Here is a 14,645-nt window from a genome sequence, read left to right as displayed (position 1 = left end):
TCGCGGGGCCCGCCCGTTCCGTTGTACGGCCGGCTCTCAGCCGGTGGCGAGGGTGAAGACGTGCAGGTCCGCGTTGTCCGGGAGCCGGACGCTCCTGATGGTCCTCCCGGCCGGGGCCTCGAACGGCTTGGTGGCGAAGACGTACGTCGCCACCGGGTCCTTGTCCGCTCCCGCGACGTTGCGGTACGCGGCCTTGGCGACGGTCTCGTTGCCGTACTGGACGGTGCCGGCGCCGCCGCCGACGGTCCAGTCGGTGAAGGAGAGGTCGAGGGTGTCGGTGGTGCCGTCGGTGTAGGTGACGGTCGCCTTGGTCTGCTGGTTGCCGTTGACCGCGCTGCCGATGAAGGACAGCTTGGCGGCGGGGGTGGGGAGTTCGATCGTCTGGGTGGCCGCCGACGCGTTGTCGGGGCGGCCGGCCGGTGAGTCGGGCCAGGTGAAGGTGAGGCCCTCGACCGTTCCCCGGTGCCCGGGGGTCAGGCCCGCCTCGGCGAGGGCCTGGCGGGAGTAGCTCCAGCCGCCGCCGTCGTAGTCGGCCTCGTCGTGGTCGCCGGTGTCGTCCGAGATACCGGTGTTGTTGTAGGCGGCGAGGGGGGTTCCGGGGGCGGCCACGGTCAGCGAGACCGGCTGCTCGTACGACGTGTCGCCCGAGGTGACCGTGATCCTGACGTCGTAGAAGCCCTGCCGGATGCCGTCGGCGGCGCTGAGGGTGACCTCCTGGGAGCCGTCGGTCACGGTGCCCTCGGCGGGCGTGGCCTCGATTCCGTCCGGGGTCACGACGCGGAAGCGGACCTCGGGGCCGGTGCCCCCGTCCAGGGACAGGGCGCGGATGACGGCCTTCGTGCTGCCGCCGGGCGCCAGGGTGGCCGCGGTCGGGCCGACGCCGATCTGGTACGGCTGCTCGCCCGCCCGGAAGGACGGCGGCGCCTCGCCCGTGCCCCAGGTGCGGTTCGGGATGCCGGAGAGGGTGTAGTCCAGTCGGCCGCCGTCCCGGACGAAGGACGCGGGCAGCCAAGGCCGGTCACTGGTGCGGCCGTTGACCTTCAGGGACTGGACGTACGGCGCGTCGGCCGCCGCCCCCCGCGCCCGGATGGAGATGTCGTTGCCGTACGGGCGGTCGATCTCCGCGCGCTCGAACAGCGGTGAGGCCAGGACGAGTTCGGCCCGGGACGGCACCTGCGGGTACATGCCGAGCGCCGAGAAGACGTACCAGGACGACATCGCGCCCAGGTCGTCGTTGCCGGGGATGCCGCCCGGCTCGGTCGACCACAGCTGCCGCATCGCCGCGCGGACGGTCTCCTGCGTCTTGTAGGGGGCGTCCGCGTAGTCGTACAGGTAGGGGACGTTGAGCGACGGCTCGTTGTCCAGCTCGGACTTGGTGCCGCCGCTGCCGGTGAAGGCCCAGCCGCCGTCGGCGTCGTGGAAGAAGTCGTCGAGCCGGGCCAGCGCCTTGTCCGTGCCGCCCATCGCCGCGAAAAGGCCCGCCGGGTTGTGCTGCACCATCCAGGTGTACTGGGCCGCCGTGCCCTCCACGAAGCCGTTGCCGGTGTCGGGGGTGAAGCCGGTGACCCAGCTGCCGTCGGCCTTGCGGTTGGCGATGTAGCCGCCGCTCGGACCGGCGGCGATGTTGAAGTTGTTCTGCCACCACTGGGCGCGGCGCGCGAAGGCGGCCGCCGTGTCCTTCTCCCCTGCCGCCGCCGCCAGTTGGGAGAGTGAAAAGTCGGCGGTGGACATCTCCAGGGTCTCGGCGGCACCGCCCCAGGCGTTGGAGACGCTGGGCATGTAGTGCAGTTGGAGGTACTTGTCGAGGGAGGGGCGTTGGCCGACCGACAGCACCGGCTTGCCCACCGCCGACAGGTCCTGCTCCGTCGGGACCGAGGCCGCCTTCACCAGGGAGTCCAGCGCGCCGTCCAGGTCGAAGTCCGTGCCGCCGAACGCGCGGATACCGGCCAGCGCGGTGGGCGAGGGGTCGCCGTTCATCACGTGCGTGCCGCTCGCGCCGTGCAGCCAGCGGTCCCAGACCCCGCCGTTCTGCCGGGCGAGTTCGTACAGCGACTGGGCGATGTCGGAGCCGGTGCGCGGGTCGAGGAGGGTGAGCAGCTGCACCTGATCGCGGTAGACGTCCCAGCCGGAGAAGGTGCCGTACTGGGCCCCCCGGCCGCGGCCCACCTCGTGTACCTTGCCGTCGCTGCCCCGGTAGCGGCGGTCGGCGTCGCTGATGACGTTCGGGTGCAGCAGGGAGTGGTAGAGCGCGGTGTAGAAGGTAGTGCGGTCGGCGTCCGTGCCGCCGCCCACCCGGATCGCGTCGAGCCGGTCGCGCCAGGCCCGGCGGGCCGCGTCCCGCACCGCCTCGAAGGAGCGCCGCGGCGGGTTCTCGGCCATGAGGTTGGCCTCGGCGCCCGCCTGGCTGACGTAGGAGATGCCGACCTTCACGTTCACCGGGTCGGTACCGGGCGCGAACTCGACGTATCCGCCCGCCCCCTTGCCCGCGACCGGCCGCCCGCCGTGCGAGAAACCGCCGGTGCCGCCGGAGGCGGTCGTCGAGCCGGGGTTCAGGGTGTCGTCCCGCCAGGTGCCGGTGGCCTGGAAGGCGCGGTCGAAGTGGGCGGTGAAGTAGAGGGTGTAGTAGGCGCGCTGCCCCTCGGGGTCGAGGTAACCGCAGAAGTCGCCGGACGTCACGGAACCGGAGATCGTACGGGCCTCCGGATCGATGGTCACCGTCGAATCGGTGGACCCGACCTCCGAGTTGGCGGTGCGCACGAGCAGCGAGGCCGGCTTGCCGGCCGGGAAGGTGAAGCGGGCCGTACCGGTGCGCGCGGTCGCCGTGAGGTCGGCCGTGACGCCGGAGGCGAGGCCCACCTTGTAGTGGCCGGGCTCGGCGGTCTCGTCGGCGTGGCTGAAGTCGGCGGCGTAGACGGCGTCCTTGGTGTCGCTCGCCGGGGAGGAGGTGACCTCACCGGCGTACGGGAAGAACGGGATGTCGCCGCTGCCGCCCGCGCAGCCCGTACCGGACATGTGGGTCAGGCTGAAGCCGCGGACGCGGGTGGCGTCGTACTGGTAGCCGCCGGGCGCGGCCGTTCTGGTCGCGTCGCCGCGGGTGTTCTCCGGGCTGAAGGAGAGCATGCCGAACGGGACGACGGCGCCCGGGAAGACGTCGCCGCCGTTCTTGGTGCCGATCAGCGGATCGACGTACGCCGTGGGGTCCTTGACGAGGTCTGGCGGGGCGGCGGTCGCCGCGAGGGCGGGGGTGGTGCTGGTCGCGAGCACCGCGGCCAGCAGCAGGGACGTGGGACGGAAACGCATGACGCGGCCCTTCCTCCTGACGGACGGGTCGCGCACCACGGGTCGCACAAGCCGCAGGGACAGTAGCGTGCGCCGGCCGTACCGCGGAAGACCGCGTGCGCTTTCCGCGGGCACGCGCGGGGATCACCCGGTGGGGCGATTCTCCGAATACCTTGACATCGTTGTCTGCTGCGGCGGTAGAGTCGTGTCGGAGCGTCATGCACAGACCAATCAGACAACGTTGTCGCATCACGCCGTCGCCTCAAGCCACGCAACTTCCGTGCGGGCCCCACCCCCTTCGGGGCCCGCACGGAGCAGTCGTTCAGCCAACCTGACGGGGAAGGGTCGTGGTGCTGTCACCGCCCGAGCCCTGCACGACGTACCCGAACGTCGCCCTCTGGCCGAACGTCGCACTCTGCCCCCGACTCAACGAGCCGTTCCGGTCGACGCTGTGGACCCTCACGCCCTGTCCGCCGTACGTCGCGCTGCCGTTCCACAGACCGACCACCGGCTGCCCGCTCGGCAGCGTCCAGTCGACCATCCAGCCGAGCATCGGCACGTCGCCGCTGTCGGTGACGGTCACCTCGGGCCGGTAGCCGCCGGGGCAGCTGCCGGTGGCCTTCCGGGTGGCCGCGCAGGTGCCGGGCGAGAGCTCGGTTATTGTCGTAGACATGACATATCAGCCCGGGTTGACGGCCGTGCGGGTTGCGGGTGCGAGGTGGGTTGGGCGGGGCGGGAGCGAGCCCGAAGACGGGTTCCGGTCCGTCGATGGGAGCGCTCCCACCCCACTTCCCTGGGAAGCTAGCTTGCGGCGCGTCAGATGTAAACGGTCCTGCCGTCGCCGGGCTCGCCGATTTCGAGCCGCAGGGAGTCGGTGTGTGCGGCTGCCTGATCCCGGTGCTCGCCCTTGCCGATCGGATTCCGTACAGGCCGTCGTAGTAGTCTCCTGAACCATGTCACACCCTGATGACCTGCTCGTCGACATCGCCGCCATGGTCGAGTCGGAGCAACACAGTCGGATGTCTCTCACCGTGGTGGTCCCGGGAGCCGTCATCACGGGACGGCTGGCCCCCGAGGCCATGTGGAAGGAGCGCGTGGCAGAGGTGCTGCGGGGCTCCTCGCAACTGGGCTCCTTCTCCAGCGCGTTCGTCTCGTCCGACGGGAGCGGTGAGCCGCCAAAGCCGCACGCCCGCCCCACCCACCTGCACTTCCACGTCGCGCGGATCCTCCAGGGCAGCTTCGGCATCCCGGACACGGGCGGCATGTACCGGGTCGCCCTGGCGGATGTCAGTGCCTGGACGGTCGGGGACATCAGCTACTCGGATCAGTGAGCGCGTCTTCGGGAGCGGGCACGGTCACGGGCCGGCCGCTTCGCTCCCGGGCGAGGGAGATCACGGAGGGGATGGCGCCTGCCGACCCGTGGGGGACGGAGCACGGTGCGGGCCGACGAGGCCGGGGACGGCGGCGTGCGGCCGGTCGTCGTGCTCGCCGAACGGGTCGCGCCGAAGCCCGACGGGCTGCCGCAGGGCGCCTCCTGGGTGGAGCGGTCGGGCGCCGTCACCGGGTGGGCGGACGAGCGCAGGGAACGGGACCGGTCGGCGGGTCCACCGCGGAGAGGATCCCGCCGTTCGCGTCGAGCCGGGCCGCGAGCATGCCCGCCGGACGGCCGCTCTCGCTGAGGAAGGTCAGGTCGCCGCTGAGCCGCGGGTGCGGCGCCGCGCCGCCCACACTGCGCTCGGCCGCATAGTTCACCCGGTCGCCCAGATTGCCCATCAGGTAGGCCGTTGGGCGAAGACCGTGGTGAGGGCCGGCGCGGCGCACACACAGACGAGCGTGGCGGTGATGAACACCAGCAGCCGCGTGCGCAGTGAGCGGGCCCTCAGCCTGGCCGGGAGTCCGGCGGTCATCTCCCGTCCTCCCCGGCCCGGACGCCGTACCCCGTGCCGCGCAGGGTGGGGATCGGGAGGCCGGGCTCGTCGTCGGCGATCAGCACGCGGAGGCGGCCGGTCCGGGGGCCAGGGGTGCCCGTCATGCAGCGATTGTGTCCCGGTGTCCTGGGGGAACCCTGTGTTCACCCTGAGGGCCGGTGATGACCTGGGGCGGACACGGCGAAGGGCCGCACCCCCATGACCGGGGGCGCGGCCCTCGACTGCCGTACCGGACCGCTTACTTGCGGATCAGGCTGCGCAGCACGTACTGCATGATGCCGCCGTTGCGGTAGTAGTCGGCCTCACCCGGGGTGTCGATGCGGACGACCGCGTCGAACTCGACGCCCGTGTCGGTGGTGACCTTGACCGTGCGCGGCGTGGTGCCCTCGTTGAGCTCGGTGACGCCGGAGATGGAGAAGGCCTCCTCGCCGGTCAGGCCGAGGGACTCGGCGGACTGGCCCTCCGGGAACTGCAGCGGGAGCACGCCCATGCCGATGAGGTTGGAGCGGTGGATGCGCTCGTAGGACTCGGCGATGACGGCCTTGACGCCGAGGAGGGCCGTGCCCTTGGCCGCCCAGTCGCGGGACGAGCCGGAGCCGTACTCCTTGCCGGCCAGGACGACCAGCGGGATACCGGCGGCCTGGTAGTTCTGCGAGGCGTCGTAGATGAAGGAGACCGGGCCGCCCTCCTGCGTGAAGTCACGCGTGTAGCCGCCCTCGGTGCCCGGCGCGATCTGGTTGCGCAGGCGGATGTTGGCGAACGTACCGCGGATCATGACCTCGTGGTTGCCGCGGCGGGAACCGTACGAGTTGAAGTCGCGGCGCTCGACGCCGTGCTCGGTCAGGTACTTGCCCGCCGGGGTGTCGGCCTTGATCGCGCCGGCCGGGGAGATGTGGTCGGTGGTGACCGAGTCGCCCAGCTTGGCCAGCACACGGGCGCCCGTGATGTCCGAGACCGGGGTGGTCTCCATCGTCATGCCCTCGAAGTACGGGGGCTTGCGGACGTACGTGGACTGCGGGTCCCACTCGAAGGTGTTGCCGGTCGGGATCGGCAGCGCCTGCCACTGGGCGTCGCCCGCGAAGACGTCCTGGTAGGACTTGTTGAACATGTCCTCGCCGATGGCGTTCGCCACGACGTCGTTGACCTCGGCCTCGGAGGGCCAGATGTCCTTCAGGTAGACCGGGTTGCCGTCCTGGTCGGTGCCCAGGGCGTCCCGGGTGATGTCCACCTTCATCGAGCCCGCGAGGGCGTACGCGACGACCAGCGGCGGGGACGCCAGGTAGTTCATCTTGACGTCGGGGTTGATACGGCCCTCGAAGTTGCGGTTGCCGGAGAGGACCGAGGTGACGGCGAGGTCGTGGTCGTTGACGGCCTTGGAGACCTCCTCCGGCAGCGGGCCGGAGTTGCCGATGCAGGTGGTGCAGCCGTAGCCGACGAGGTTGAAGCCGACCTTGTCGAGGTACGGGGTCAGGCCCGCCTTGTCGAAGTAGTCGGTGACGACCTTGGAGCCGGGGGCGAGGGTGGTCTTGACCCACGGCTTGCGGGTCAGGCCCTTCTCCACGGCCTTCTTCGCCACGAGGGCGGCGGCGACCATGACGTACGGGTTGGAGGTGTTGGTGCAGGAGGTGATGGCCGCGACCGTCACCGCGCCGTGGTCCAGCTCGTACTTCGTACCGTCGGGGGCGGTGACGGTGACCGGGTTCGACGGGACGGCGGCACCGGTGCCGGCGGCGTGCTGCGGGGCGCCGGCGCCGTTCTCCTGGTGGCCGTAGGCCGGGGCGTCGGAGGCCGGGAAGGACTCGTCGCTCGCCTCGTCGACCGGGGAGGCCGCGGCGGCGGCCTGCTGCGCGACGGGCGCCTCGACGTAGTTGAGGACGTCCTTCGCGAACTGTTGGGCGGCCTCGGCGAGGACGATGCGGTCCTGCGGGCGCTTCGGACCGGCGATGGAGGGCACGACCGTCGACAGGTCGAGCTCCAGCTTCTCGGAGAAGTCCGGCTCGGCCTTCGGGTCCAGCCAGAGACCCTGCTCCTTGGCGTAGGCCTCGACGAGCGCGAGCTGCTGCTCGGAGCGGCCGGTGAGCTTCAGGTACTTGATGGTCTCGTCGTCGATCGGGAAGATCGCGGCGGTGGAGCCGAACTCCGGCGACATGTTGCCGATGGTGGCGCGGTTGGCGAGGCTCGTGGCCGCCACGCCCTCGCCGTAGAACTCGACGAACTTGCCGACGACGCCGTGCTTGCGGAGCATCTCGGTGATGGTGAGCACGAGGTCGGTGGCCGTCGTGCCGGGCTTCAGCTCGCCGGTCAGCTTGAAGCCGACGACGCGCGGGATGAGCATGGAGACCGGCTGGCCGAGCATGGCGGCCTCGGCCTCGATGCCGCCGACGCCCCAGCCGAGGACGCCGAGGCCGTTGACCATGGTGGTGTGCGAGTCGGTGCCGACCAGGGTGTCGGGGTAGGCCTGCCCGTTGCGGACCATGACCGTGCGGGCCAGGTGCTCGATGTTCACCTGGTGGACGATGCCGGTGCCCGGCGGGACGACCTTGAACTCGTCGAAGGCGGTCTGACCCCAGCGCAGGAACTGGTAGCGCTCCTTGTTGCGGCCGTACTCCAGGTCGACGTTCTGCTTGAAGGCGTCGTTGGTGCCGAACTTGTCGGCGATCACGGAGTGGTCGATGACCAGCTCGGCCGGGGCCAGCGGGTTGATCTTCGCCGGGTCGCCGCCGAGCTCCTTGACGGCCTCGCGCATGGTGGCGAGGTCGACGACACAGGGCACGCCGGTGAAGTCCTGCATGATCACGCGGGCCGGCGTGAACTGGATCTCCTGACTGGGCTGTGCCTGGGAGTCCCAGCCGCCGATGGCGCGGATGTGGTCGGCGGTGATGTTCGCGCCGTCCTCCGTGCGGAGCAGGTTCTCCAGCAGGACCTTGAGGCTGTACGGCAGGCGGGCCGAGCCCTCCACCTTGTCCAGCCGGAAGATCTCGTACGACTCGTCGCCCACCTGCAGCGTGCTGCGGGCGTCGAAGCTGTTCGCCGACACGACAGTCTCCTTCATTGATGTGCGCGTACTCACCACGATCCTGCCGCCACGGCATCTCGGCCGATCCGCTAAGGCAAGGCTAAGTTAGGTAGCCCTTACCGGGGTGGCGGCTGCGGTGCACCTTCGGCAGATATCTCGATGTCGAGATAACTCTAGTACATGGGGGCGGGATGGTCATGCCCGGGCCGCCGGAGGCCGGGCCGGGCGCCGACGCCCCGCTTCGACGAGCCCGCGCTCCTCGCCCATCAGTACGCGAAGTCGGGGTACCCGAAGGGAACGTGAAACCGGACGATCCCGAACGGAGGCAGCCCCATGCCGCTCACGTTCCGCAAGAGCTTCCGGATCCTTCCCGGCGTGCGCCTCAACATCAACAAGCGCTCCTGGTCCCTCACCACGGGCGGGAAGAACGGACCGCGGCACACGCACAGCAGCACGGGACGTCGTACGACATCGGTGGATTTGCTCGGACCTTTCGGATGGCGGCGGACCCATACGGCCAGGAAGGGTTGACGGCCCGTCACCCGAACGGACCCCCCAACAGGCGCCATCTCATATCTGAGATAGCCTCAACCCCATGGCAGACGACTACCTCGTACGCATCGGTAAGCTCATCCGTGACGCCCGGCAACACCGAGGCTGGACACAGGCGCAGCTCGCGGAGGCGCTCGGCACCAGTCAGAGCGCCGTCAATCGCATCGAGCGCGGCAACCAGAACATCAGCCTTGAGATGATCGCCCGAATCGGTGAAGCCCTGGACAGCGAGATCGTGTCGCTGGGCTACGCGGGCCCGATGCACCTGCGCGTGGTCGGCGGCCGCCGGCTCTCCGGCGCCATCGATGTGAAGACCAGCAAGAACGCCTGCGTGGCCCTGCTGTGCGCCTCGCTGCTCAACAAGGGGCGCACGGTGCTGCGCCGGGTGGCGCGCATCGAGGAGGTGTACCGCCTTCTGGAGGTGCTCAACTCCATCGGGGTGCGCAGCCGCTGGATCAACGACGGCGTCGACCTGGAGCTGGTGCCGCCGGCCGAGCTGGACGTCGCGGCGATCGACGCGGAGGCCGCCGTACGGACGCGGTCCATCATCATGTTCCTCGGCCCGCTGCTGCACCGCATGGACCGCTTCAAGCTGCCGTACGCCGGCGGCTGCGACCTGGGCACGCGGACCATCGAGCCGCACATGATCGCGCTGCGCCGGTTCGGGCTGGACATCGCGGCCACCGAGGGCCAGTACCACGCGGTGGTGGACCGCTCGGTGCGGCCGGACCGGCCGATCGTACTGACCGAGCGCGGAGACACCGTCACCGAGAACGCGCTGCTGGCCGCCGCCCGGTACGACGGCGTCACGGTCATCCGCAACGCGTCCTCCAACTACATGGTCCAGGACCTCTGCTTCTTCCTGGAGGCCCTGGGCGTCAAGGTCGAGGGCATCGGCACCACCACGCTCACCGTGCACGGCGTGCCGGACATCGACGTGGACGTGGACTACTCCCCCTCCGAGGACCCGGTCGAGGCGATGAGCCTGGTGGCCGCCGCCGTGGTCACCGAGTCGGAGCTGACGGTGCGCCGGGTGCCGATCGAGTTCCTGGAGATCGAGCTGGCGGTCCTGGAGGAGATGGGCCTCGACCACGACCGCAGCGCGGAGTACTTCGCGGACAACGGCCGTACGCGCCTGGTGGATCTCACCGTCCGGCCCTCCAAGCTGGAGGCGCCGATCGACAAGGTCCACCCGATGCCGTTCCCGGGCCTGAACATCGACAACGTCCCCTTCTTCGCGGCGATCGCGGCGGTCGCGCAGGGCCAGACGCTGATCCACGACTGGGTCTACGACAACCGCGCGATCTACCTGACGGACCTCAACCGCCTCGGCGGCCGTCTCCAACTCCTCGACCCGCACCGGGTCCTGGTCGAGGGCCCGACCCGCTGGCGCGCCGCCGAGATGATGTGCCCGCCCGCGCTGCGCCCCGCCGTGGTCGTCCTGCTGGCGATGATGGCGGCCGAGGGCACGTCGGTGCTGCGCAACGTGTACGTCATCAACCGGGGTTACGAGGACCTCGCCGAGCGCCTCAACTCGATCGGGGCACAGATCGAGATCTTCCGGGACATCTGACGGGCGGGTGCCGCCGTACCCCGTCCGACCTGCCGGATGCAGGCCGGGAGGGACGCGGCGGCACCTGTGAGCCGCTGTCGTCCGGGGCCTCAAGGTTCGTGGTCGTAGACGATCAGGCCGTCGTCGCGCAGGCGGGCCCCGGCCGTCGGCCTGTGCTCGCTGAGCCGCCCGTCGTGTGCGAGGTGCAGCACCGGGACCCGCCGGGCGAGTACGGCGAAGTCCGCGATGATCCGCCGGTGGCACCGCCACCACACCGCCTCACTGCACATGACCGCCGTACGCACCGTCGCTGCCTGCGCCAGCAGTTCTTCCATCGCGGCAAGGAAGTCAGCGCTCCTCGTATGTCCGGCGTACCCCCGGAAGGAGGCGTTCTCCCAGAACACGTCCGGCGAGTCCGGCGCGGCTTTGCGGAAGCCGCCGAGTCTCTTCTCCCACCGGTAGGCGATCCCTTGTCCGGGCATCCAGTCCCGGAGCGCTTCCTTGCCCGCATCCGGGTTCCGCCGGCTGCCCGGGGCGGTGCGCACATCGACGACTGCCACGACCCCGGCGCCGTGCAGGAGGGTGGTCAACCGTTCACGGCTCGCGGTGCTGTGCCCGAACGTCAGCAGAGGTGCAGTCATGTGCCGGTCCCTTGGCGCGTAGCATCCCGCCCCCTCACTCACCCTCTCGCACATGTTCCGAGCTGTCTCGCCGTGACGTGCCTGCGCCACCTTGCGCGAAGAACACCGCCCAGGACGCGCACCAGCAGCTCGACACCGCCGGGCACCCGGCACCCCGGGGTGATCGGCTCGCCGGGCAGGCCGCGCGGGCGGTTGCCGAAGGCCTCGCAGGAGATCAGGAGGAGCCGGGCGAGCCCCTCGGGATGCCGGGCCGCCACCGTCTGGGCACGCCCGCAGTCGCTCTCGGCGAGCGTGACGTCGGTGAGGCCGATGCGGTCGAGGAACTCCACGATCAGCTCGTTCACGCCGTCCGGTGCCGGCGGCAGATCACCCGGTGGTCGGCGCGCAGGTCGCAGGTGAGACTGCCCCTGGCTACGGCAGCACGGCGAACCCGTCGAGTTCCACCATCGCCTGGTCGTCCCACAGGCGTACGACCTCCACGACGGCCATCGCAGGGTAGTCACGGCCGGCCAGCCGCCGCCATATGCCCCCGAGTTCGCGCGCGTGGACGCGGTACGCGGCGACGTCGGTGGTGTAGACGGTGACGCGGGCGAGGCCGGCGGGGGTGCCGCCGGCCGCGTGCAGGGCGGTGAGGAGGTTGGCGAGGGCCTGCTCGAACTGTCCGGGGAGGGTGTCGCCGCGGACCTTGCCGTGGGGGTCCAGCGCGGTCTGGCCCGCCAGGAAGACGATGCGGCCACCCGCGGCGACGACGGCGTGGGAGAAGCCGGTCGGCGGGGAGAGCTCGGGCGGGTTGACACGCTCGACGGTCATCGTGCCTCCACGGTGGCGTACAACTCCTTGGCGATGATGCCTCGCTGGACCTCGCTCGCGCCCTCGTAGACGCGTGGGGCGCGCACCTCGCGGTAGAGGTGTTCGAGGAGGTGGCCGCGGCGCAGGGCACGGGCGCCGTGCAGCTGGACGGCCGCGTCGACGACGTACTGCGCGGTCTCGGTGGCGAGCAGCTTCGCCATCGCGGAGCGCCTGGGGACGTCCGGGGCGCCGTCGTCGTACGCGGTCGCCGCCGCGTACACCATCAGACGGGCCGCCTCCGTGCGCAGCGCCATCTCCGCGACCTGGTGGGCGACGGCCTGAAGGTCCCTCAGCTTGCCGCCGAAGGCGTCGCGTCGCGCGGTGTGGGCGAGGGTGGCGTCCAGCGCCGCCTGCGCCATGCCGACCGCGAAGGCGCCGACGCTGGGGCGGAAGAGGTTGAGGGTGCCCATGGCCACCCGGAAGCCGCGGCCCACCTCGCCGAGGACGTCGTCCGCGGTGACGGGTACGGCGTCGAAGCCGAGGCTGCCGATGGGGTGCGGCGAGAGCATCTCCAGCGCGGTGCCGGTCAGCCCGGACCGGTCGGCGGGCACCAGGAAGGCGGTCACGCCGCGGGCGCCGGCACCGGGGGTGGTGCGTGCGAACACGGTGTAGAAGTCGGCCCCGGGGGCGTTGGAGATCCAGCACTTCTCGCCGGTGAGCCGCCAGCGGGCGGGGCCGTCGGGTTCCGCCGTGAGCGACAGCGCCGCCGCGTCCGAGCCCGCCCCCGGCTCGCTCAGGGCGAACGCGGCCACCGCGCCGCCGTCGGCCACGCGGGGCAGCCAGCGCTCCCGTTGGGCCGGGGCGCCGTGGGCGTGGACGGGGTGGGCGCCCAGGCCCTGGAGAGCGAGGGCGGTCTCGGCCTCGGTGCAGGCGTAGGCCAGGGACTCGCGCATCAGGCAGAGGCCGAGGGCACCGCAGGTGAACAGGCGGGAGAGCAGGCCGAGTCGGCCGAGTTCGGTGACGAGCGGGCGGTTGACGCGGCCCGGCTCGCCCTTCTCGGCGAGCGGGCGCAGCCGTTCGGCGGCCAGGGCGCGCAGGTCGGCGCACCAGGCGGATTGTTCGGGTGCGAGTGAGAATGCGGGCACTGCCGGTCTCCCTCCACGACGGGCCGCCACGACCCCTCGCCCGACGGTATCGCGTACCGTTGACTGTCGTCACCGACACGATACGCTCCTGATGCCGGCCCGCCTGGGGCTAGCCCTGGCCGACCCGGCAAGGGGGCGCACCGCCATGAACGTCTCGGCCCACGTCGACACCTTCGCGCGCGACCACCTCCCGCCGCCCGGCGAGTGGCCCGAGCTGCGCTTCGACCTGCCGGAGCTGCGGTACCCCGACCGGCTGAACTGCGCGGCCGAGCTGCTGGACCACGCCGACCCCGGCCGTCCGGTGTTCCACACGCTCTCGGGCCCGTCGTGGACGTACGGCGACCTCCGCGCCCGGGTCGACCACGTGGCCCACGTCCTCACCCGCGACCTCGGCGTGGTCCCCGGCAACCGCGTGCTGCTGCGCGGCCCGACCACGCCGTGGCTCGCGGCCTGCTGGCTGGCGGTGCTGAAGGCGGGCGCGGTCGCCGTCACCGTGCTGGCCCAGCAGCGCCCGCACGAGCTGGCGACGATGTGCGGCATCGCCCGGGTGGAGCACGCGCTGTGCGACGTCCGGGCGGTGGACGACCTCGCGAAGGCCGGGATACCGGGCCTGCGGATCACGACGTACGGCGGTGACGCGCCGGACGACCTGCTGAACCGCACGGCGCCCGGCACGCCGTACCCGGCCGTGGACACCGCCTCCGACGACGTGGCGCTGATCGCGTTCACCTCCGGCACCACCGGTCGGCCGAAAGGGTGCATGCACTTCCACCGGGATGTGCTCGCCGTCGCGGACACCTTCTCCAGGCATGTGCTCAGGCCCCGTGACGACGACGTCTTCACGGGCAGTCCCCCGCTGGGCTTCACCTTCGGGCTCGGCGGGCTGGTGGTCTTCCCGATGCGGGCCGGGGCCAGCGCCCTGCTGCTCGAACAGGCCGGCCCCAAGCAGCTGTTGCCCGCCGTCGCCGGACACCGCGTGTCGGTGCTGTTCACCGCGCCGACCGCGTACCGCGCGATGCTCCAGGAGCCGGCCGGGTACGACCTGTCGTCGCTGCGGCGCTGTGTCTCGGCCGGCGAGAACCTGCCCGCCGCCACCTGGCGGGCCTGGTACGAGCGCACCGGCCTGCGCGTCATCAACGGCATCGGCGCCACCGAGCTGCTGCACATCTTCCTCTCCGCCGCCGACGAGCACATCAGGCCCGGGACGACGGGCATGCCGGTACCGGGGTGGCACGCGCGTGTGCAGGACGAGCGCGGCGAGCCGGTGCCCGACGGCGAGCCGGGCCTGCTGGCGGTGCGCGGACCGGTCGGCTGCCGCTACCTCGCCGACCCGCGGCAGCGGGAGTACGTGCGCGACGGCTGGAACATCACCGGTGACAGGTATGTACGGGAAAGCGATGGGTACTTCCGCTATGTGGCCCGCGCCGACGACATGATCATCTCCGCCGGGTACAACATCGCCGGCCCGGAGGTGGAGGACGCGCTGCTGCGTCACCCGGACGTGGTCGAGGCGGCGGTCGTGGGCCGGCCGGACGTGGCGCGCGGGCAGGTGGTGGTGGCGTACGCCGTGCTGAAGGAGGGCGCGGAGCGGGACGCCGAGGCGCTGCGCGCGTTCGTCAAGTCGGAGCTGGCGCCGTACAAGTGCCCGCGCGAGATCGACTTCCTGGACGCGCTGCCGCGCACCGCGACCGGCAAGGTCCAGCGTTTTCGCCTGCGCACCGAAGGCGACCGGCAGTGATGCCG

General features: G+C 71.3%; 13 protein-coding genes and 1 pseudogene. 4 read left to right on the top strand and 10 right to left on the bottom strand.

Annotation, left to right across the window (positions count from 1 at the left end; translation table 11 throughout):
- Positions 1 to 36: 36 nt before the first annotated feature.
- Positions 37 to 3,300 carry a GH92 family glycosyl hydrolase gene (locus ACIBBH_RS22785; RefSeq protein ID WP_399407332.1) on the bottom strand — a complete coding sequence of 1,088 codons (3,264 nt, stop codon included), beginning with the start codon at positions 3,298 to 3,300 and terminating at the stop codon, positions 37 to 39.
- 301 nt (positions 3,301 to 3,601) lie between these two features.
- Positions 3,602 to 3,937 (bottom strand): annotated as a pseudogene (locus ACIBBH_RS22780) (cellulose binding domain-containing protein); the annotation flags it as partial.
- Positions 3,938 to 4,232: 295 nt separating this feature from the next.
- Here ACIBBH_RS22780 and ACIBBH_RS22775 point away from each other — a divergent pair.
- Entirely contained in the window at positions 4,233 to 4,610 is a 378-nt protein-coding gene (locus ACIBBH_RS22775; RefSeq protein WP_399407330.1) for a hypothetical protein, read from the top strand.
- A 226-nt stretch (positions 4,611 to 4,836) separates the two neighbouring features.
- On the opposite strand, the gene ACIBBH_RS22770 is transcribed toward ACIBBH_RS22775, so the two are convergent.
- The 4 genes from ACIBBH_RS22770 to ACIBBH_RS22755 form a co-directional block, all read right to left on the bottom strand.
- A complete protein-coding gene (locus ACIBBH_RS22770; RefSeq protein ID WP_399407328.1) occupies positions 4,837 to 5,052 on the bottom strand; it encodes a hypothetical protein in 216 nt (71 codons plus the stop codon).
- Positions 5,052 to 5,186, bottom strand: coding sequence for a hypothetical protein (locus tag ACIBBH_RS22765; protein WP_399407327.1), 135 nt, complete (start codon positions 5,184 to 5,186; stop codon positions 5,052 to 5,054). Before ACIBBH_RS22765 ends, ACIBBH_RS22770 begins: the two co-directional genes overlap by 1 nt.
- The gene (locus ACIBBH_RS22760) at positions 5,183 to 5,311 is read right to left on the bottom strand and encodes a hypothetical protein (RefSeq protein WP_399407325.1); all 129 of its coding nucleotides are present in this window, start codon (positions 5,309 to 5,311) and stop codon (positions 5,183 to 5,185) included. Before ACIBBH_RS22760 ends, ACIBBH_RS22765 begins: the two co-directional genes overlap by 4 nt.
- A 134-nt stretch (positions 5,312 to 5,445) precedes the next feature.
- Positions 5,446 to 8,244, bottom strand: a complete 2,799-nt coding sequence (locus ACIBBH_RS22755) for an aconitate hydratase (RefSeq protein WP_399407323.1) — start codon at positions 8,242 to 8,244, stop codon at positions 5,446 to 5,448.
- 312 nt (positions 8,245 to 8,556) lie between these two features.
- Here ACIBBH_RS22755 and ACIBBH_RS22750 point away from each other — a divergent pair, with 312 nt between their 5' ends.
- Positions 8,557 to 8,754, top strand: coding sequence for a DUF4236 domain-containing protein (locus ACIBBH_RS22750; RefSeq protein ID WP_399407321.1), 198 nt, complete (start codon positions 8,557 to 8,559; stop codon positions 8,752 to 8,754).
- 64 nt (positions 8,755 to 8,818) lie between these two features.
- Positions 8,819 to 10,348, top strand: a complete 1,530-nt coding sequence (locus ACIBBH_RS22745) for a helix-turn-helix domain-containing protein (RefSeq protein ID WP_399407319.1) — start codon at positions 8,819 to 8,821, stop codon at positions 10,346 to 10,348.
- Between the two features lie 89 nt (positions 10,349 to 10,437).
- Here the strand turns inward: ACIBBH_RS22745 and ACIBBH_RS22740 are convergent, their stop codons facing one another.
- The 4 genes from ACIBBH_RS22740 to ACIBBH_RS22725 all read right to left on the bottom strand — a co-directional run bounded on the left by ACIBBH_RS22740 (position 10,438) and on the right by ACIBBH_RS22725 (position 12,902).
- Complete coding sequence (locus tag ACIBBH_RS22740) at positions 10,438 to 10,968, bottom strand: DUF488 family protein (protein WP_399407317.1); 531 nt, start codon at positions 10,966 to 10,968, stop codon at positions 10,438 to 10,440.
- Between the two features lie 38 nt (positions 10,969 to 11,006).
- Positions 11,007 to 11,312, bottom strand: coding sequence for a hypothetical protein (locus tag ACIBBH_RS22735; RefSeq protein WP_399407315.1), 306 nt, complete (start codon positions 11,310 to 11,312; stop codon positions 11,007 to 11,009).
- Between the two features lie 67 nt (positions 11,313 to 11,379).
- Entirely contained in the window at positions 11,380 to 11,778 is a 399-nt protein-coding gene (locus ACIBBH_RS22730) for a RidA family protein (RefSeq protein ID WP_399407313.1), read from the bottom strand.
- A complete protein-coding gene (locus tag ACIBBH_RS22725) occupies positions 11,775 to 12,902 on the bottom strand; it encodes an acyl-CoA dehydrogenase family protein (RefSeq protein ID WP_399407311.1) in 1,128 nt (375 codons plus the stop codon). Before ACIBBH_RS22725 ends, ACIBBH_RS22730 begins: the two co-directional genes overlap by 4 nt.
- A gap of 145 nt (positions 12,903 to 13,047) precedes the next feature.
- On the opposite strand from ACIBBH_RS22725, the gene ACIBBH_RS22720 reads away from it, so the two are divergent.
- Positions 13,048 to 14,640, top strand: a complete 1,593-nt coding sequence (locus tag ACIBBH_RS22720) for an AMP-binding protein (protein ID WP_399407309.1) — start codon at positions 13,048 to 13,050, stop codon at positions 14,638 to 14,640.
- Positions 14,641 to 14,645: the final 5 nt, after the last annotated feature.

It is taken from the genome of Streptomyces sp. NPDC051636 (genome assembly GCF_044453765.1).
Classification (GTDB): domain Bacteria; phylum Actinomycetota; class Actinomycetes; order Streptomycetales; family Streptomycetaceae; genus Streptomyces.
Note: the sequence above shows the minus strand (reverse complement) of the source record. Positions and strands in the feature narration are given on the sequence as shown.